Genomic DNA, 17666 nt, shown 5'->3' with positions numbered 1-17666 from the left:
ATCACTCGGTCTTGACCGTTCGAAGCCGGTAGCCGCTGGTGGACGGCCGGCTCCGCGAATCTTGCCTGCCGATCTTGGCTTTGCACGGATGCAATCGCGCATCGCCGGAACAAGGCCAGGTTGAGCGAGTTTCGCAACAATGACGCGCTTCCTCCTGCCTCTGTCCACTCCTCCCATGGAGGCAAAGACGGCCAACGAAATTCCCGTTGAAGGCGGACCATCGCAATATGAACCCAAATGGGATGGGTTCCGCTGCCTGATCTTCAAAGAGGGCGACGCGGTCGAGCTTCGGGCTAAGTCAGGCAAGTCGCTCAGTCGGTTCTTTCCCGAGGTGGTCGGAACTTTCCGGACCGCGAAGCCGGCCCGTTTTGTAGCGGACAGCGAGTTGGTCATCGAGGCCGACGGGCGCAGCTCCTTCGAGTTCCTTCAGATGCGATTGCATCCCGCGGAGAGCCGAATCCAGAAACTGGCGGTTGAGACCCCCGCGACTACGGTCCTTTTCGACGCCCTCGCTTCTGTCGACGACGGGCGGCTCTTCGAAAAGCCGCTGGGCGAGAGACGGCCCGCTCTGGAGGCCCTGGCGGAAATGCTGGACGCTGGCCGCACGCGGCTTTCGCCGCAGACCCGCGACCGGGACATCGCGGCCTTGTGGCTGGCGGAACGGTCCGGCAGGACGGACGGGATCGTTGCCAAACAACTCGACGAACCCTACCGCCCGGGCGAGAGAACCATGATCAAGGTGAAGCCACTCCGGAGCGCGGACTGCGTTGTCGGCGGTTTCCGATACCTGAGGCAAAAGCGCGGGGTCGGTTCGTTGCTGCTCGGTCTCTATGACAACCAAGGCCTGCTTCATCATGTCGGCTTCACCTCGGCTCTCGCCAATACCGACCGGAGCGAACTCACGCGGAAGCTGGAAGCGCTGAAGGCCGCGTCAAGCTTCAGCGGACGCTCCCCGGGGGGGCCGAGCCGCTGGAGCAATGAGCGCTCGGGCGACTGGCAGCCTGTTAAGCCCGAGCTGGTGGCCGAGGTGCGCTACGACCATGTCTCGGACGACCGTTTCAGGCATGGCACCAAGCTATTGCGCTGGCGCCCCGACAAATCCCCCAGACAATGCACCTTCGATCAACTCTCCCAAGATTGACGAGCGACTGCCCCATACGCTTCTAGCGTGCAACCGTACATTTCAAATCCGAAAGCAGCCCGTCCTTCAGTCCATACACCCAGCCGTGGATGGCCACGTCGGCACCTTCCTTCCACGCGTTCTGAATAACCGGCGTGCGAGCGAGACGCTTGACTTGTTCGGCCACTGATGCCTCGCAAAGGCGATCCAACCCTTCTTCGTTCCAGTCCCCGCATTCGCGGCAGGAGAACCCGGCGTCCGCGACGTCCCGAATGGGCTGAATCCAGTTGTCGATCAAACCGAAGCTTTGACCGCTCACCGCGGCGCGGATGCCGCCGCAGCCGTAGTGGCCGCATATGATGATGTGCTTGACGCGGAGTTGCCGGACCGCAAATTCGACGACGGACAACATGTTCAGGTCAGTCGGGTGAATGAGATTGGCGACGTTGCGGTGCACGAACACCTCGCCCGGCTCCAACCCGGCGATGACGTTTGCAGGTACACGGCTGTCGGAACAGCCGATCCAGAGGTATTCGGGCTGCTGGAGATTGGAAAGGCGTTCGAAATAATCTGGTCTTTCGGCGATCCGCTCCGCTGACCATGCCCTGTTGTTCTCGAATAATTGCTCGATCAACTGCCATTCTCCTTATCGTACCGAAATGTGGACCGTCGCGATGACGCGGCGGCATCGCGATGTCGTGAGCACCTCTCGGTCGCCCGTCGTTGCCGCGACGAGTCAGCCTCGCCGCTCCGACAGCCTCTTGAGCGCCTCGACCGTCGCCGCGTCAAGGTATTCAGGTCGCCCGTTTTGCTCCTAGCGGCATCTCGTGTCGGCATGGTGGACATCGATTCTTTGGATCGAGGCTGCCGTCACGAACGGCGCAGACTTGAGCGTCAAGGACACCAGCTCCGTTTCCACGCGGCGGCGCGAAGTTCGCCAGGACGAGCGTGGCGCCCCGATCGCCACGTACAAGCCAGGCATCCACCGTTTGATGGCTTCCCCCGGCTGGGACCATCTTCGTCCTGGACGAGCGACATGATTAAGATGCAAGTCGGCAACCGCACGACCCCCTCTCAATTTGCCCCGCCAGCTGATGACTCACCGGGAAGCGTCGACACGTCCGACGGCTTCGGTGGCAAGGGTCGAATTCTACGCGCAGCCAGCAGGAATGTTGGACGCGTTTCGGTTCTGCACCGACCGTTGGCTCCCCTAAGGACTGTCACCGTCGTCCCAACTCGCCAACCCTTTGAATTCAGATTCTTTTTGACTCCGGAACCATACTGGCGGCCAATGTCTTTATTGACTCGCATAGGTTGTGACGGAGTGCGAGTGCCATGGTAGCGGCGCGGGCGAACTGGAAGGGTTACATCAAGTTCGGAGAAGTCGCCTGCGCGGTTGCGCTTTTTACCGCGTCCTCCTCCTCCGAGCGCATCGCCTTCAACACGCTCAACCGCGCCACCGGCAACCATGTCCGCCGCGAGTTCGTCGACAGCGAGACGGGCGACCCCGTCGAGCGGGAGGATCAGGTCAAGGGCTACGAGATCGAGAACGGCGATTTTGTCGTGCTCGAACCGGAGGAAATCGCCGCGGCGGTTCCGGAAAGCGACAAGACGCTGAAGATCGAAGCTTTCGTGCCGTGCGACGAGATCGATGACGTCTATTTCGACAAGCCTTACTACCTTGCGCCCGACAGGATGGGCGCCGACGCCTTCGGGCTGCTGCGCGACGGCATGCGGCAGGCGAAGGTCGCCGCGCTGGCGCGCACGGTCCTGTTTCGCCGGCTGCGTACGGTGCTGATCCGTCCACACGGCAAAGGCCTGATCGGCACGACCCTGAACTTCGACTACGAGGTGCGGTCCGCCAAGGAAGCTTTCGAGGACATTCCCGCCATGAAGATCGAGGGCGAGATGCTGGATCTCGCCAAGCACATCATCAACACCAAGAAAGGATCGTTCGACGCCAAGAGCTTCGACGACCGTTACGACGCAGCGGTCGCCGAGCTGGTCAAGGCCAAGATCGAAGGCAAGCCGTTGCCGAAGAAGAAGGTGTCGCCGCCCTCGAAACCGAGCGATCTCTTGCAGGCTCTGCGCCAGAGCGCGGGCCTGAAATCGAGCGAGAAGACGAAACGCCCCGCTGCGAAATCCAAGCCCAGCGCCAAGGAGCCGAAGCGCGCCGCCAACTCCAAGCGCGCGGCTTGATCGGAGGACGCCATGGCGGTTCGCCCCTACTGGAAAGGCTATCTGAAGCTGTCGCTGGTGACGTGCCCCGTGCAGATGATGCCGGCAACCTCGGAAAGCGAGAAGGTTCGCTTTCATACGCTCAATCGTGAGACCCACAACCGGGTGGTGAGTCACTATGTCGATGCCGTCACCGGCAAGGAAGTCAGCGACGAGGACGAGGTCAAAGGCTACCAGCGCGGCGAGAACGACTATGTCCTCCTCGAAGACGAGGAGCTGGAAAACGTCGCGCTCGACAGCACCAAGACCATCGATATCGATGTCTTCTCGCCGCGCGATTCTATCGAATGGATCTGGCTCGACACGCCCTATTATCTCTCGCCCAACGATCCAGTCGGCGAGGAGGCGTTCTCGGTCATCCGCGACGCGATGGCCGCGGAAGACATGGTCGGCATTTCCCGGCTAGTTATCTCGCGCCGCGAGCGGGCGGTCATGCTGGAGCCGCGCGGCAAAGGCATCGTCTTGTGGACGCTGCGCTATGGCGACGAGGTGAGGAACGAGGAGGCTTATTTCGAGGGGATCAACGACAACAAGTCGGATTCCGAGATGATGCCGCTGATCCAGCAGTTCATCAAGAAACAGACCCGGCACTGGGACAGCAAGCTCGTCGCCGATCCGGTGCAGGACAAGCTGCTTGAAATCATCGAGGCCAAGCGCAAGAAGACGAAGCGTCCGGCGAAGGCGAAGGGCGCCGCGCCGAAGGCCACGCCGAACAATGTCATCAACATCATGGACGCGCTACGCAAGTCCGTCGAGGCCGAGAACCGCTCGGGCAAGCGCTAGGATGCGCCGTGCGTCGAAACCGACGGCCCCGCTGCTGACGCCATCTGAGCCAGTGATCCGGTCGCCACGCATGCGCCGACGTGATCCGAGGCAGCCGGATTTGCCCTTCGACCCGATGCCACAGCGGATCGAGCCCTGTCTCGCGCTTCTGAAGCCGAACGCGCCGGCAGGTCCGGACTGGCTGTTCGAGATCAAATGGGACGGCTACCGGCTCGCCGTTCATATCGACCGGCAGGACGTCCGCATCATCACGCGGGGCGGCCATGACTGGACGCACCGGTTTCCCTCGATCGCGGCCGCCGCCAGGCAGCTCGGCGTTCATGCGGCGATCCTCGACGGCGAAGCGGTCGTTCTCGACACTAGCGGGCGATCTGATTTCGGGGCGCTGCAGACGTCGCTCGGCGGGCGGGGCGGCAAGAGAACGTCGACCGAGTCAATTCTCATGGTGTTCGACCTGCTCTATCTCGACGGACATGATCTCACCGGCTCCGAGCTGTCGGTGCGCCGTCATCTGCTGGAGGATCTGGTCGTGCCCCGCAGCGACGGCGCAATCCGGCTTTCCGAGGAAGTGGAAGCCGACGGCGCGCAACTCCTCAAGCATGCCTGCCAGATCGGCCTGGAAGGCATCATCGCCAAGCGGCGCCACCAGCCCTATCGGACCGGCCGCACCGGCGACTGGCTCAAGATCAAATGCGTCCAGAGCGAGAGCTTCATGATCGTCGGCTACCAAGCCTCCGTGTCGGCGCGTGGCGGCATCGGCAGCCTGCTGCTCGCCGGGAAACGCGGCCATGACTGGGTCTATGTCGGAGAGGCCGGAACTGGCTTCAACGGCAAGGACGCCGCCTCGCTTCGAAGGGCTCTCGACACCTTGAAGACAAAGACGCCGGCCGTGCCTCTGAAAGGCAAGAACCTCATCTTCGCGCAGCCCACGCTGATCGCCGAGATCGAGTTCCGCGGCTGGACCAGGGACGGCAGTCTGAGACACGCTTCCTACAAGGGCTTGCGCGAAGTGCAGGACAATGCCGCCGTCTTCGATATGAACGATCGCGAGGTCTGACTACGCCGCCTGCTTCATCGACCGGGCTAGCCGTTTGATCGCCTCCCGCAATGGGCGACGACCGTCGCCATAGTCCTTCCAGGCCGCGGTCTTCGAAAGCAATCCGGGCACGGTACGCAGCGTATAGCGCTTCGGGTCGAGATCGGCTTTGACCTGGCTCCAGGTCAGCGGCATCGACACCGTCGCTCCGGGCCGGGCGCGCGGCGACAACGGCGCGACGGCCGTCGCCATGCGGTCGTTGCGCAGATAGTCGAGGAAGATGCGGCCGTGGCGCTGGTTCTTCGCCATCTTGATCAGATAGAGGTCCGGATTGTCGCGTGCCATTTGCAGACAGACGTCATGCGCAAAGCCCTTTGCCTCAGGCCAGGTCAGTTTGCTGCGCTTGGTTACAGCAAGCGGCGTGACGACGTGCAGTCCCTTGCCGCCGGTCGTCTTGCAGAAGCTGACGAGACCGAGAGCGTCGAGGCGTTCGCGCATTTCCTTTGCCGCTTCGACCACTTTCGAGAACGGGACGTCGGGACCGGGATCGAGATCAAATACCAGCCTGCCCGGCACTTCCGGCTGCTGCGGCGCGCAATTCCAAGGGTGCAGCTCGAGCGCGCCGATCTGGGCGACCGCAGCGAGCCCTTCGACGCGGTCGATCTGCAGGTAGGGTTTCTTGTCGCCAAACACCTTCACCAGCTCCAGCAGATTGGAGGTTCCGGGCATGGCATGACGCTGGAAGAACTGCTCGCCGCCGATCCCGTCCGGCGCGCGGATGATCGAGCACGGCCGCCCGCTGATATGCTCGATCAGCCAGGAGCCGACGGACTCGTAGTAGCGGGCCAGATCCTCCTTGGTGACCGGCTTGCCGTCATTGGCGTCGGGCCACAGCGGCTTGTCCGGATTCGAGATCAGCACGCCCATGACATTGACCTTGCCGCCGCGGCGGGCAGTCCTCACCGACGTCGGCGCCGCTGGCTCCGGCACCTCCGTCTTTGCTGGTTGGGCGGGTTTCTCGGCCTCGATCTCGGCCGCCGGTTTGTCCTCGCGCAGGCCTTTGAACGCGGCCTGCCGCACGAGGCCGTCCGACGTCCAGCCGGCGAACTCGATCTCAGCGACCAGTTCAGGCTTCAGCCATGTCACGCCAGCCTCCTTCTTCGGCGCGCCGATGCCGGTAAACGGCGACTTCGCGGCCGCGACCGCCTTCAGCTTCGGCACCAGGTCCTTCACGTTGGCGGCGCTATAGCCGGTGCCTACGCGCCCGACATAGACGAAGTGGTCGCCGCGATTGACGCCGACCAGGAGCGACCGGAACTTGCCGTTCGTGGTCGAATAGCCGCCGATGACGACCTCGTGACCGGCACGACATTTGGATTTCGCCCAGCTATCCGTGCGTCCGGAGACGTAGGGCGCGTCGGCGCGCTTCGAGACGATGCCTTCGAGCGACAGCCGGCAGGCCGAGCGCAGTACGGCTTCGCCACCGGTCTCGAAATGCTCGACGAAACGGATGCGGGCATCTTCGCCGGCGTCGGTCAGGAATTGCTGGAGCCGGGCCTTGCGCTTCGAGAGCGGCAAGGGACGAAGATCCTCGCCGCCGTCGAACAAGAGATCGAACGCGAAATAGACCAGATCGTCGGTCTTGCCTTCCGAAAGAGCGGCCTGCAGCGCGGCGAAGTCCGGCGCGCCGTTCTCGTCGAGCGCGCAGATCTCGCCGTCTATGATAGCGTCCGGGAGGTCGCCTGCGGCGTGCGCGATGGCGGGATATTTGGCCGTCCAGTCGAGACCCTTGCGGGTTTTCAGGGTCACCTTCCCGTCGAGCACCCGCATCTGGATGCGATAGCCATCGAACTTGATCTCGTGCAGCCAGCCGCTTTCGGAGGGCGGTCGGGCAAGCGACTCGCAAAGCTGCGGCGCGATGAAATCGGGCAGGTCGACGGCGCTGGCGGTCTCCGGTTTCTTCGTTCCGCGAGCCTTCCGCTTCCGCTCATCGGCCGCGAGTCCGGTGCGGCTGTCCCACACGGCGTCGGCTTCGACCTTACCGTCTACCAGCATGAACGGCTTCGGCTTGCGGCCTTTTCCGGAAGCGATCGCCTCCATGCTGCGCCCGGAGGCGACCGACGTCTCATTCTCGTCCAGAACCGCGCCTCCGTTTTCCTCCACCGCGTATTCATCGCGATGCTTGATCAGCAGCCAGTTGGTGCGTTTGCCGCGCTCGCGGCCGTTCGCCATCCGCACCAGGACGAAGCTGCCATGAAGCCGCTCGCCCTCGAGCGTGAACTTGAAATCGCCCTTGGCCAGCGCCTGTTCCGGGCTCTTCTTTCCTTCCGGCTCCCAGTAGCCGCGGTCCCAGAGCATGACCGTGCCGCCGCCATACTGGCCTTTAGGAATCGTCCCTTCGAAATCGCCGTAGTCTAGTGGATGGTCTTCCACCTCTACGGCGAGGCGCTTGTCGTGCGGATCGAGCGACGGACCGCGCGTCACGGCCCAGGATTTGAAGACGCCGTCCAGTTCGAGCCGAAGATCGTAGTGCAGCCGTGTCGCGTCGTGTTTCTGTATGATGAAGCGCCGGCGATTTGACGGTCTTGTCGCCTCCCGGCCACTTGGCTCCTTTGTGAGCGTGAAATCGCGCTTGGCTTTGTACTTCGAGAGCTTGTCGGTCGCCATCAGGTCCTCGGAGCGGGAATGGGAAATCCTTCGTCGAAGAATGTTCCGGCCGAGCAACAGGTTCCGTGAACCCCGTTTGTGCGATCACGAGAGCAATGCGCTTAAACCGCGCCACGCCCAATTCTGATGGGCGTGGCAATCTCCTGATTCCGAAAACGATCGCTAGTCTCGTCCCTCAGGCCAAAGCCGAATCCGCATAGGCTAAGGCACCGCCGCCTCCGGTTTTAGGCGGAATGGCTGCATAGGCGGTACAGGGCGGCGGATCGTCGTCGTCGTCGCGCCGCCTGCGGTGCAGGATGCGCGTCCAGTTCCGGAACGTCGGCCGGCTCCGACGGCTTGGCGGCTTTCGCCACAGGCCTGCGGGTTGCGTGACGAATGCATCCGCATCGTCGCTCGCGTCGAGCGCCTTCAGCGCGGCCAGAATCTCATCAACGTCAACGAGAGAGCCGTCCTCCAACTGACGCATCGACGGCAAGCCTGGAACCGCGTGCACATCCGACGCCCAGGAAGCCAATAGCGCCCGCTTCTCGTCGGTACTCATCCTTGGATCAGCGAGGACTTCATCGGGCCGCTGGAATATCGGACGTCGAGGAAAGTTAGCCGCGTCGTGGCGGCTTTCATTATGGCTGGTAAGATGTGTCATCTCCGTTTCTCCGCAATCGGCGCCTCCCGGCCACGACCGGGAGGCAAATCGCAGGTTTGAGGCGTTGCGAATTCAGGCGGCTTTGCGCTGTGGCTCCGCGTCCTGGCTGATCTGTTTCTTCTTGCCAGCGTCGTCAGTCGGCCCATCCGGCTCAGCCGAGCCTACAGCAATGCGGCGAGGTTTGAGCTCCTCAGGAATCTCACGCGCGAGATCGACCGACAGCAAGCCGTTCTCCAGCGTGGCGCTCGCCACCTTGACGTGGTCGGCCAACTTGAACACCTGCCGGAAATTCCCGATCGCGAGGCCCTGATGAAGGACCTGCCGGTCGCCCTGTTCGGGCTTCTTCTGGCCAGTCACGATAAGTTCGGGGCCATGCTGGGTCAGTTCGACCTCTTCCGGGCTGTAGCCGGCGATCGCCATGGTGATGCGGTAGTCGTTTTCGCCGATCTTTTCGATGTTATAGGGCGGCCAGTCCGAACGCACGCTGTTGTCGAGCATATCGAAGAGGCGGTCGAAGCCGACCGTCGAGCGGTAAAGGGGAGCAAAATCGAAGCTTCTCATAGCCATATCCTCCGTAAAGCAACATGGGTAACAAGCAGCGTCTCTGCGACGCCAAAACCGTCGGGCCGTAGCCCCGACGGCAATCGATTTGGGAACGCCCAAAAAGCGTTCAAGAGTGGCCCTAAAATTTTTTCGAGGGGTCCGAAACGCTCCGGGTCGTCCGTTTCGGAGCGTCGTTCCCCGCAAATTGAACCGGAAGAGTCTGGCTGCGTTCTTCGATCTGGAAGAACCATCACCGGAGACAAGACAATGGCGAATACCCAGACGACGCGAGGCCGCAATCAGGATCGGGCAAGAGTTGCCGGCGGGCAGGATCACGAGGTGCGCTATGAGGCGGGCAAGACCGGCGCCAGCGAGACGGACGTCAGGTCGGCGGTGAAATCGGTCGGCAACAGCCGCAGGAAGGTCGAGAACAAGCTGGACAAGCCCTGAGCCGAGCATTCGGAGGGGCGTCGAGACACCCGGCCTGTTCGCAGCTTTCGGAACCGGGCGGCATCGCTGTCGTTTTGCTGTTCACAACAGCAAAAGGAGGCAGCTATGCCACACGGAGACAAATCCAAATATACCGACAAGCAGGAACGCAAGGCCGATCACATCGCCGAAGGCTACGAAATGCGTGGCGTCTCGGAAAAGGAAGCCGAGCGCAGAGCCTGGGCGACCGTCAACAAGGACGATGGCGGCGGCAAGAAGGCAGGCGGCTCCGGCCAAGGCAAGCACACTGGCCACCCCGCCGCGCACAAGGGCGGAGAAAAAGGCGGCAAGGCCGCAGCCTCCCGCTCCGCCAGCGACCGCTCCGCTTCTGCGAAGAAGGCGGCCGCGACACGCAAGCGCAACGCCGAGCATCACGCTCATAGCTAACGGCAAAAGCGATGCGATCGAAACTGCTCAGCGAGAGCGACGGCGTCAGGACCTTCGCCGTCGTTCTCGATCCCGGCGATGAAGCGTTCCGGTCGATTTCGAATTTCGCCGAGGAGCAAAACGTCACGGCGGCTGCGGTGACGGCGATCGGCGCGTTCGAAGGCGCGACGGTCGGCTGGTTCGACTTCGCCTCCCAGACCTACCGCAAGATTCCCGTAGCCGAGCAGTGCGAGGTCCTAAGCGCCATAGGCGACATCGCCGCGGGCGACGACGGCAAGCCCAGCCTGCACATGCATGCGGTGCTCGGATTGTCGGACGGCTCGACCCGCGGCGGCCACCTGCTCGAAGGGCTCGTGCACCCGACGCTCGAGGTGATGGTGACGGAAACGCCCGCTCACCTGCACAGAAGGAAGCGTTCTGAGCTCGGCATCGCTCTGCTCGATCTCTAGCGGGGGCGATCGGCATGCCGTCCACGGTGATCGAGAAAAGCGCGTACAATCCGGCGACGAGGACAATGAGCGTTTGGTTCCGGGCCAGCGGCCGACGCTACGACTATGAGGACGTGCCTCCGGAGACCTACGCCGCGTACCGCGCCGCATTTTCCAAAGGCAGCTACTTCAACAGGGTCATCCGTGACCGCTTTCCGCATCGATGGATCGCGGAGGCGCGATGATCGCCCCGTGCTCTTTCTCCGCCGATCTGCACGCGCGATTCCCTCGCGGAACGGTTCGACCTCTCGCGGATTGAGTAAGTCTACCCTCAAGGAGAGTTTTCATGGACCACAGCAACCACGTTCGCCTCACCGAAGCGGAACTGAACTCCGCAAACCTGGAAGGCGCCACCATCTACGGACCGGACGACGAGAACCTGGGCTCGGTATCGCATGTTCACGGTGCCGGCACGAATGCTCAGGTGATCATCGACGTCGGCGGCTTTCTCGGCATCGGTGCCAAGCCTGTCGCGGTTCCTGCCAGCCAGCTTGACTTCATGCGCGACGAGGACGGCGACGTCCATGCCGTGACGTCCTGGACGGAGGATCAGCTGAAGGCGATGCCCGAACACAAGGATTGACGGCCGGAATTCGGCAAAGAGAGGTAGGTCATGCCCCACAATGACATCAAGAGGACGGCTGCCAATCGCGACACGCCGCTAGTCCGTTCGCCGGACGGAAACATCCGCCGAAGCCCGAACGCAGCGACGGCGGGCGACGACAGCGCTCAGGCACCGGCAGCCCCCAAGACCAGTGGCGCGTCTGCAAAGGATAAAGGCTTCTCGAAATCCCGCGTTGCCAACCGAAACCACGATGACAAACGCGTAGCGGGCGTGACGCCACGGCCCACCGGCGAGCGGGGCGGGCTGTGACATCCGAGCCAATCAGGCGCAGCGGCGGCTGCCTGTGCGGGGCGGTACGCTACACGCTTACGGGCCAGCCGCTTAGAGCCGGTATTTGTCATTGCCTGGACTGTCGCAAGGCGAGCGGCAGCCATTTTACCCCATTCGGCGTCTGGCCAGCGAGCGCATTCGAGTGCTCCGGTGCCATGAAAGTCTTCGCCGAGCGCAGCTTCTGTCCACTCTGTGGCGCCCGCATTGCCTGGTTCCGCGATAACGAGGCCGAGATCATGCTTGGCTCGCTCGACGGCGCGCCAACCGGCATCGTGCCAGAGTATGAGCTTTGGACCGGTCGTCGCGAGGAATGGATGCTCCCTTTGCCATGGACGGAACAGTTCGACCATGACCGACCTGAATCAGCGCCGGCCGAATGAGCGAGTGTCGTTCGAACCAGATCAAACGTCGGCGATTTCGATCCATACCGGAGCGTGATCGCTTGCCTTCTCCCAACTGCGTGCTTCTCGATCGACTTGGGCGCCGATCAGTCGATCAGCCAAGGTTGGGCTGAGCAGAAAATGATCGATGCGCAGCCCGGCATCGCGAGCGAACGCATTCCGGAAATACTTCCAGAAGGTGTAGATCCGCTCGCCCGGGTGCAGCGTTCTCAATGCGTCCGTCCAGCCCTGTTCGAGGAGACGCTGATAAGCCTCGCGCACTTCCGGGCGGAACAGCGCGTCGTCGCGCCATCGTTCTGGGGCATAGACGTCGAGATCGGTCGGCATGACATTGAAATCGCCTACAAGGACCGCTGGAACCTTGGCCTGTAGTAGCTCGGCGGCATAGCTGTGCAGACGCGCGAACCAGCGAAGCTTATAGTCGAACTTCGGACCGGGAGCCGGATTGCCGTTGGGTACATAGAGGGATCCGATCAGGACCCCACCGACGGCCGCTTCAATATAGCGACTATGGCTGTCGTCCGGGTCGCCGGGCAGACCGCGCCGGGTTTCGATCGGCGTTATGTCCCGGGCAAGGATTGCCACCCCATTCCAGCTTTTCTGACCGTGCCAGATCGCGCCGTAGCCCGCCTTCTCGATTTCTCGTACGGGAAACCGGTCGTCAGGAGATTTGAGTTCCTGCAGGCAGACGACATCGGGTTGAGTTTGAGCAAGCCAGCGTAGAAGCACTGACAACCGGCCGTTCACGCCATTGACGTTGAACGTCGCGATTTTCATCGCGGCCGTCTGTCGACGTTGATGACCCGACCCATCTCGGATGGTTCCTCAGGCAACGCCCTTGCCGCCGGTGACGCCATAGACCTCGCCGTTGATGAAACTCGCTTCCTTGGAAGCAAGCAGCACATAGACAGGGGCAAGCTCCGCCGGCTGGCCGGGTCGCCCGAAATCGCTGTCCTTGCCGAAGTTCTTGACCTTTTCGTCGGGCTGGCCGCCGCTAGGCTGCAGCACGGTCCAGACCGGGCCTGGCGCTACAGCGTTCACGCGAATCCCCTTCTCGATCAGCTGCTTGGCAAGCGCCTTGGTGTAGGCGACGATCCCCGCCTTCGTGGTCGCGTAGTCTAGGAGGATTGGTGACGGCTGATAAGCCTGGATCGAAGCGGTGGTGATGACTGCCGCCCCGGCCGTCATGTGCGGGACAGCCGCCTGCGCGATCCAGTGCAGGGCGTAGAGGTTGGTTTTCATGGTGCGGTCGAAGTCCTCGGTCGACAGATCGTCGATCTTTTCGCGGTATTGCTGCCTGCCCGCGTTGACGACGAGAATGTCCAGACCACCGAGCTCCGAAACGGCCTTCTCCACCATCTCGCGGCACCAAGCCTCTTCCTGGACGTCGCCAGGTAACGCGACGGCCTTGCGACCTTCCGCTTCAATCAGGTCGATCACCTGCCTGGCGTCAGGCTCCTCTTCCGGGAGGTACGAGATGGCGACGTCTGCGCCTTCCCGCGCGAAGGCGATCGCTGCTGCCCGGCCGATGCCGGAATCGCCGCCGGTTTTAAGTGCCTTGCGGCCTTCCAGCCTGCCGGAGCCCCGATAGCTTTCTTCGCCATGATCGGGAATCGGCTCCATCTTGTGTGCAAGACCCGGCATCCGCTGCGGCTGCTTCGGAAAGGGCGGGGAAGGATAGACTTCGCGCGGATCCCGCAATCGCGAACTGCTCAAGGCAATATCTCCTTCCGGTCTTCCAGGTTTGGCGGGCGAGGCAACGGCGACAGCGAAACTGCCCTCGAAGAGCCGAAACGTGAGCAACAAGTCTTTGTTCCGGCAGACGATGCGGTCGGAGCATCGCACGGACACGGAACCAAGGTCTCGCGGGCAACTTCTTCATCGGAACAGCGAGCGCATGGAGGGAGCGATGAAGATTGTGGTCGCAGACCTGTGGACCGTCTTCCGTGCGGCTGTGGAGGGATTTTTCGATGACAGCGCTCTCAGCCACGCGGCGGCCATGGCGTTCTACGCTGCAACGTCACTCGCTCCCATCTTGTTGATCGTGCTCGGCGTCGCCGGCTTCGCCACGGGAAGAGACGCGGCCGAAATCGCGATAGCCGCCCAGCTGACGGGCTTGCTCGGTCCTCAAGGAGCCGATCTTTTGAAGACGACGATCGAGAACGCGTCCGCGCACAAGGGAACCTTGGCTTCAGTGGTGGCCATCGCCACCTTGCTCGTCGGTGCATCCGGGGTGTTCGGCGAAATGCAGTCGACGCTCAATCTCATCTGGAAGGTCCGGCCCCAAAAGGTTTCCCTGTTCAGCCTGGCCCGGACCCGCGTGGCGAGCCTCGGGCTGGTCGCTTCGCTCGGCTTTCTGCTGCTGGTTTCGCTGGCTGCCAGCGCGGCGATTTCGGCAATGGGAAACGTGATCACGTCCAGGCTTCCCTTCGGGGAGCTCGTGCTGTCCGCATTGAACACGTTGGTTTCGCTGATCCTGGTCGCCCTGCTTTTCGGCGCGATCTTCAAGATCTTGCCCGATCGTGCGCTTTCCTGGCGCGACGTGCGGTTCGGCGCCGCCGTGACCGCGGTTCTTTTCACGGTCGGCAAATCGCTTATTGGCTGGTATCTCGGAACGAGCGCGATCGCTTCGTCTTATGGCGCCGCGGGAAGCCTTGTCGTCCTGCTGCTATGGGTTTTCTACTCCTCGGCGATATTCCTGTTCGGCGCTGAGCTCACTCGCGCTGTCGCCGTCCGGTTCGGCAGCCGTCGCGACTTGATGCTTTTGGAGAGCGACCCACGGCCTGCGGGCACCTCCAAGGTGGAAAATTTGCCTATGCGCCCGCTCTGGATCATCGGGTTGATCGCAGGAATCGCGTCGCTTGCCACCTTGGCATCAACACCTCGGCGCGGTCGATCGTGAAATGGACGATACCAGGCTTCGCCATGCCGGCCGTGCGCTCCGGGACGGAACGGCGGCGCTGGCCTGCGGTATGACGCTTCGTGATCCAGCGTGTTGCACCCCGGTGGAAAGGATACTTATTTAGGGGCATGCCCACGCGCGAGACGAATACGGCCGCCGAACGGGTCGAAGAATGGAAGCTCTCGTCGGCCGCCACGTTGGGATCGTCGGTCCGCACAAGAGGCATTTTTCTGGAAGTGCGTGCCCGCCTTCCGTCCACGGCGAAGAAGTTCCTGCATGTCGAGGCGCGGACGCTCGCTCTGCAAATGCCGGAAGGCTCCGAGGGCGATTTCCGGACGGCGTCGATGATCGTGGCAAAAGCCCTGCAGGATATCGAAGTCTTGCCTGTCATTCCTCGCGAGATCGAGGACATCCTCGCCATCTCTGCGACCGAGCGGCATCGATGGCTCAACGACGGCCGCCTACAGAGTGCGGGAACGCGCACCGTGAAACTTCGCGGGCGCGCCAGGAAGATTACGTTTCACGTTTTTGACCCTCGTCACGTCGAGGACGTCCTGGACCGCGACCTCGTTACACTGTGGCGCGAACAAGACACGCTGACCGCAGCGGAAAACCGACGCAGAGCCGCCGGAAAGGCGGCCCTGACACGGTTGCAGAAGAAAGGCCGGAAGGCAGCGCTGGCAATTGGCGACACCGATGATGACTCGCGCCGGAAATTGCAGGGTTGGGAAGACTTCGAAGCCGACGGGTTTCTGCGCTGATTTGGCGATCGCGTCAGATCGGCCAAATGCGGGCTGTCGCCGGCGACGCTTCAAGCATCAGGATTCGTTGTTCCGAGGACCAATCTCATAGGTGATTCCTTCAGCCGCGAAGGTGATTTGGGCCTTCCCTCCAAAAGCCTCCGCAACATGACGTTGGATAAGACGCGAACCGAATCCGGCCTTGTGAGGAGCAGTGACGCGAGGACCCCCGCGTTCCCGCCAAAACAGGCGGAAGTCTTGATCTTCCGTTCCAGCGAGCTCCCAAGAGATATCCACCGTCCCCGATCGGTTGGAAAGCGCTCCGTATTTGATTGCGTTCGTCACAAGTTCGTTCAGTGCAAGAGTCAGAGCCAGCGCCTTCTCCTCTGGCAGGCGGACGTTCGGTCCTTCCGCAGTCACCCGCCCATCCTCGAGGCCGTGCGGCGCAAGCGCGGTCGCGACAATGCCGTGGACCTCGGCCTCGGTCACACCTCCGGTGCGCAGGGCGTCTTGCACACCCGCCAGCGCTCTCAGACGATGCCCCAAGCTGCTCTCCGCCTCGGCCAGATCGGCACTCGACCGGAGCGTCTGCGAGGCGATCGAGCCGACCATCGCGAGGATGTTTCGGATGCGATGGCCGAGTTCGGCATTGAGTACGTCCGCCTGCCGTTGCGCCAACACCGTCTGGGTCGTTTCGATGACCGTGTCCATGAAACCGACGATCGTCCCGTCGGCGTCGAGCACCGGACTGTAGCAGAAGGTGAAGTAAGCCTGTTCTCCCGCGCCGTCACGATCCACGACCAGCGGAAAATTCTCGATGAAAGTCGACTTGCCCCCCAGCGCGTCAAGCGCGATCGGGCCGATCTCATCCCACGCTTCCACCCAAATTTCGTTGAAAGGCCTGCCGATCGCAGGCGGTTTTTCTCCCAGGATCGGCCGGAAGGCGTCATTGTGAAAAGTGATGAACTCCGCACCCCATACCAACGCCTTCGGGAACGTTGAACGCAGCATCAATGCGAGGGTGGTCTTCAGGATCGGCGGCCACTCCTCGATCGGGCCAAGCGACGTCGACGCCCAGTTGAAATCCATGATTTCATGGGAAGCCTCGCCTCCGGCATTGAGAAAACGAAAATGCGATACGGCCACCCCAGAATCCTTGCACGTCGAAAGTCGCGCCTGCGGCGCCAAGACGGGTTCATTAGATACGACGGAATTGATCGCTGTGATGAGAAAAATTGGCTCCCAAAACTACATAGGGATGACAGCAGCGTGAAACGAAGCGAACAATCTTCTCTGGCAGCGTGACTTCAACCCTGTGACTGCGAAAATGTAGTCCGGTCGCTTGCCCGGATACGCCTCCCGGAAAGCTCCAACGCGCTTCTCTGCGCTTCGGTCGAGATCGACGAACGCAGGTCTTTCGCGTCATCCTGTGCTATGTCGAAGGTCCTGGGCGCCGGCGCGCCACGGCAAGGCGCCGCTTGGGCGACGACGGTTCAGCGGCTCGTGTCGCTTCCTTTTCCAGGCGGGCCTCTCGCAACCTCGCCGTCTTGGCTTCCCGACGCTCGGCCTCGGCGCCGATGATAGCTCGCGCCGTATGGTTCGTAATGTCGGCCTTGCTTTCGGCTTTGGAGGGCCTGGGCTTGAAAAGGTTATGCTCGGTGATGGTGCCGCTCATGCTGTCATTCCCTCGGGTATGAAAAACAAAAAGGCCGGGCGAACCCGGCCTCTCCTATGCGCCTCGATGATCAGTGCCAGTACATCCGTGGTCAAAGACCAGAAGCGCAATCCCGTTTACGCCGCCAGGAGGTTTTCGGCCGAGTTCTTGCCGTTCCGGTTGTCCTTGACGATGTCGAAGCTCAGCTTCTGACCCTCGACGATGGTGCGCATGCCGGCGCGCTCGACGGCAGAGATGTGGACGAAGACGTCCGGCTGGCCGTTGCCCTGCTCGATGAAGCCGAAGCCCTTGGTGGAATTGAAGAACTTCACAGTTCCAGTATTCATGACGATTTCCTTTCAATCGCGCATAGAGGATTGCCTGCCGGGCGGAATGCGCGACAAACGGTTAGATCGATGCTGAGAGGAGAAGATCGCCGACGGCGCGGTTCGCGCCAGAAACAAAGTTCGACAAGCAAGATCGATGTTTAGAACGTAGACGCAAACGGTGTTCAAAACAAGACGTTTAGGAGAATAAACGCGTGAGCGGTCACCAACCAGTCGAAACGTAGTCGCTCCCGGCTGCATTCAAAGAGAATCCCGCGCCGCGACGTCCACCATGAGCTGGGAAGCGGACAGTCGGCTTTTGGAAAACTTCCCCCGAAGGGTGACGTGGCAATG

The 17666-nt window shown here is 62.0% G+C and carries 20 protein-coding genes; 12 read left to right on the top strand and 8 right to left on the bottom strand.

Annotated elements, in window-relative coordinates; all coding sequences use genetic code 11:
* Positions 1-139: 139 nt before the first annotated feature.
* Positions 140-1141 (top strand): ATP-dependent DNA ligase, encoded by a 1002-nt coding sequence (locus QFZ88_RS28380; RefSeq protein ID WP_065996759.1) that lies wholly within the window; start codon positions 140-142, stop codon positions 1139-1141.
* 22 nt (positions 1142-1163) lie between these two features.
* Here QFZ88_RS28380 and QFZ88_RS28375 read toward each other — a convergent pair whose 3' ends face one another.
* Complete coding sequence (locus QFZ88_RS28375) at positions 1164-1754, bottom strand: carbonic anhydrase (protein ID WP_065996760.1); 591 nt, start codon at positions 1752-1754, stop codon at positions 1164-1166.
* A gap of 701 nt (positions 1755-2455) precedes the next feature.
* Here QFZ88_RS28375 and QFZ88_RS28370 point away from each other — a divergent pair.
* Genes QFZ88_RS28370 through ligD (QFZ88_RS28360) form a run of 3 tightly spaced genes read left to right on the top strand, consistent with a single transcriptional unit; the run spans position 2456 to position 5198 of the window.
* The gene (locus QFZ88_RS28370) at positions 2456-3319 is read left to right on the top strand and encodes a Ku protein (RefSeq protein WP_065996761.1); all 864 of its coding nucleotides are present in this window, start codon (positions 2456-2458) and stop codon (positions 3317-3319) included.
* 12 nt (positions 3320-3331) lie between these two features.
* Positions 3332-4141, top strand: a complete 810-nt coding sequence (locus QFZ88_RS28365) for a Ku protein (protein ID WP_065996762.1) — start codon at positions 3332-3334, stop codon at positions 4139-4141.
* 1 nt (position 4142) lies between these two features.
* A complete protein-coding gene (gene ligD, locus QFZ88_RS28360; RefSeq protein ID WP_065996763.1) occupies positions 4143-5198 on the top strand; it encodes a non-homologous end-joining DNA ligase in 1056 nt (351 codons plus the stop codon).
* Here the strand turns inward: ligD (QFZ88_RS28360) and ligD (QFZ88_RS28355) are convergent, their stop codons facing one another.
* The 3 genes from ligD (QFZ88_RS28355) to QFZ88_RS28345 all read right to left on the bottom strand — a co-directional run bounded on the left by ligD (QFZ88_RS28355) (position 5199) and on the right by QFZ88_RS28345 (position 9048).
* Complete coding sequence (gene ligD, locus QFZ88_RS28355; protein WP_065996764.1) at positions 5199-7844, bottom strand: DNA ligase D; 2646 nt, start codon at positions 7842-7844, stop codon at positions 5199-5201.
* A gap of 175 nt (positions 7845-8019) precedes the next feature.
* Positions 8020-8487, bottom strand: coding sequence for a hypothetical protein (locus QFZ88_RS28350; protein ID WP_139116430.1), 468 nt, complete (start codon positions 8485-8487; stop codon positions 8020-8022).
* Positions 8488-8559: 72 nt separating this feature from the next.
* The gene (locus tag QFZ88_RS28345; RefSeq protein WP_065996766.1) at positions 8560-9048 is read right to left on the bottom strand and encodes an Hsp20 family protein; all 489 of its coding nucleotides are present in this window, start codon (positions 9046-9048) and stop codon (positions 8560-8562) included.
* 249 nt (positions 9049-9297) lie between these two features.
* Between QFZ88_RS28345 and QFZ88_RS28340 the strand changes: the two genes are divergently transcribed.
* The 6 genes from QFZ88_RS28340 to QFZ88_RS28315 all read left to right on the top strand — a co-directional run bounded on the left by QFZ88_RS28340 (position 9298) and on the right by QFZ88_RS28315 (position 11669).
* Positions 9298-9480, top strand: coding sequence for a DUF3606 domain-containing protein (locus tag QFZ88_RS28340; protein ID WP_065996767.1), 183 nt, complete (start codon positions 9298-9300; stop codon positions 9478-9480).
* 105 nt (positions 9481-9585) lie between these two features.
* A complete protein-coding gene (locus QFZ88_RS28335) occupies positions 9586-9906 on the top strand; it encodes a plasmid stabilization protein (RefSeq protein ID WP_065996768.1) in 321 nt (106 codons plus the stop codon).
* An 11-nt stretch (positions 9907-9917) separates the two neighbouring features.
* Positions 9918-10355, top strand: a complete 438-nt coding sequence (locus tag QFZ88_RS28330; RefSeq protein WP_065996769.1) for a PPC domain-containing DNA-binding protein — start codon at positions 9918-9920, stop codon at positions 10353-10355.
* A gap of 14 nt (positions 10356-10369) precedes the next feature.
* Positions 10370-10579, top strand: coding sequence for a KTSC domain-containing protein (locus tag QFZ88_RS28325; protein WP_065996770.1), 210 nt, complete (start codon positions 10370-10372; stop codon positions 10577-10579).
* A 101-nt stretch (positions 10580-10680) separates the two neighbouring features.
* Positions 10681-10977, top strand: coding sequence for a PRC-barrel domain-containing protein (locus QFZ88_RS28320; RefSeq protein ID WP_065996771.1), 297 nt, complete (start codon positions 10681-10683; stop codon positions 10975-10977).
* Positions 10978-11264: 287 nt separating this feature from the next.
* On the top strand, positions 11265-11669 hold the full coding sequence (locus QFZ88_RS28315) for a GFA family protein (protein ID WP_083237623.1): 405 nt from the start codon (positions 11265-11267) through the stop codon (positions 11667-11669).
* A 21-nt stretch (positions 11670-11690) separates the two neighbouring features.
* Here the strand turns inward: QFZ88_RS28315 and xth are convergent, their stop codons facing one another.
* Together xth and QFZ88_RS28305 are read right to left on the bottom strand one after the other, a co-directional pair.
* Entirely contained in the window at positions 11691-12467 is a 777-nt protein-coding gene (gene xth / locus QFZ88_RS28310; protein WP_065996772.1) for an exodeoxyribonuclease III, read from the bottom strand.
* A 48-nt stretch (positions 12468-12515) separates the two neighbouring features.
* Complete coding sequence (locus QFZ88_RS28305; protein ID WP_065996961.1) at positions 12516-13406, bottom strand: SDR family oxidoreductase; 891 nt, start codon at positions 13404-13406, stop codon at positions 12516-12518.
* A 193-nt stretch (positions 13407-13599) separates the two neighbouring features.
* Here QFZ88_RS28305 and QFZ88_RS28300 point away from each other — a divergent pair, with 193 nt between their 5' ends.
* Positions 13600-14592: a YihY/virulence factor BrkB family protein gene (locus QFZ88_RS28300; RefSeq protein WP_065996773.1), complete on the top strand. Its 993-nt coding sequence runs from the start codon at positions 13600-13602 to the stop codon at positions 14590-14592.
* Between the two features lie 128 nt (positions 14593-14720).
* Positions 14721-15353: a hypothetical protein gene (locus tag QFZ88_RS28295; protein ID WP_065996774.1), complete on the top strand. Its 633-nt coding sequence runs from the start codon at positions 14721-14723 to the stop codon at positions 15351-15353.
* A gap of 57 nt (positions 15354-15410) precedes the next feature.
* Here the strand turns inward: QFZ88_RS28295 and QFZ88_RS28290 are convergent, their stop codons facing one another.
* Together QFZ88_RS28290 and QFZ88_RS28285 are read right to left on the bottom strand one after the other, a co-directional pair.
* Positions 15411-16478: a sensor histidine kinase gene (locus QFZ88_RS28290; RefSeq protein ID WP_083237624.1), complete on the bottom strand. Its 1068-nt coding sequence runs from the start codon at positions 16476-16478 to the stop codon at positions 15411-15413.
* A 645-nt stretch (positions 16479-17123) separates the two neighbouring features.
* Positions 17124-17333: a cold-shock protein gene (locus QFZ88_RS28285; RefSeq protein ID WP_065996776.1), complete on the bottom strand. Its 210-nt coding sequence runs from the start codon at positions 17331-17333 to the stop codon at positions 17124-17126.
* Positions 17334-17666: the final 333 nt, after the last annotated feature.

The organism is Mesorhizobium sp. YL-MeA3-2017 (genome assembly GCF_030814575.1).
Classification (GTDB): Bacteria; Pseudomonadota; Alphaproteobacteria; order Rhizobiales; family Rhizobiaceae; genus Mesorhizobium; species Mesorhizobium terrae.
The sequence above is the reverse complement of the archived record's forward strand: the minus strand, read 5'-3'. Positions and strand labels throughout refer to the sequence as shown.

Coding starts and splice junctions, on each gene's coding strand:
- QFZ88_RS28380 (WP_065996759.1), top strand. CDS start 140: ATGACGCGCTTCCTCCTGCCTCTGTCCACTCCTCCCATGGAGGCAAAG.
- QFZ88_RS28370 (WP_065996761.1), top strand. CDS start 2,456: ATGGTAGCGGCGCGGGCGAACTGGAAGGGTTACATCAAGTTCGGAGAA.
- QFZ88_RS28365 (WP_065996762.1), top strand. CDS start 3,332: ATGGCGGTTCGCCCCTACTGGAAAGGCTATCTGAAGCTGTCGCTGGTG.
- ligD (WP_065996763.1), top strand. CDS start 4,143: ATGCGCCGTGCGTCGAAACCGACGGCCCCGCTGCTGACGCCATCTGAG.
- ligD (WP_065996764.1), bottom strand. CDS start 7,844: ATGGCGACCGACAAGCTCTCGAAGTACAAAGCCAAGCGCGATTTCACG.
- QFZ88_RS28350 (WP_139116430.1), bottom strand. CDS start 8,487: ATGACACATCTTACCAGCCATAATGAAAGCCGCCACGACGCGGCTAAC.
- QFZ88_RS28345 (WP_065996766.1), bottom strand. CDS start 9,048: ATGAGAAGCTTCGATTTTGCTCCCCTTTACCGCTCGACGGTCGGCTTC.
- QFZ88_RS28340 (WP_065996767.1), top strand. CDS start 9,298: ATGGCGAATACCCAGACGACGCGAGGCCGCAATCAGGATCGGGCAAGA.
- QFZ88_RS28335 (WP_065996768.1), top strand. CDS start 9,586: ATGCCACACGGAGACAAATCCAAATATACCGACAAGCAGGAACGCAAG.
- QFZ88_RS28330 (WP_065996769.1), top strand. CDS start 9,918: ATGCGATCGAAACTGCTCAGCGAGAGCGACGGCGTCAGGACCTTCGCC.
- QFZ88_RS28325 (WP_065996770.1), top strand. CDS start 10,370: ATGCCGTCCACGGTGATCGAGAAAAGCGCGTACAATCCGGCGACGAGG.
- QFZ88_RS28320 (WP_065996771.1), top strand. CDS start 10,681: ATGGACCACAGCAACCACGTTCGCCTCACCGAAGCGGAACTGAACTCC.
- xth (WP_065996772.1), bottom strand. CDS start 12,467: ATGAAAATCGCGACGTTCAACGTCAATGGCGTGAACGGCCGGTTGTCA.
- QFZ88_RS28300 (WP_065996773.1), top strand. CDS start 13,600: ATGAAGATTGTGGTCGCAGACCTGTGGACCGTCTTCCGTGCGGCTGTG.
- QFZ88_RS28295 (WP_065996774.1), top strand. CDS start 14,721: ATGCCCACGCGCGAGACGAATACGGCCGCCGAACGGGTCGAAGAATGG.
- QFZ88_RS28285 (WP_065996776.1), bottom strand. CDS start 17,333: ATGAATACTGGAACTGTGAAGTTCTTCAATTCCACCAAGGGCTTCGGC.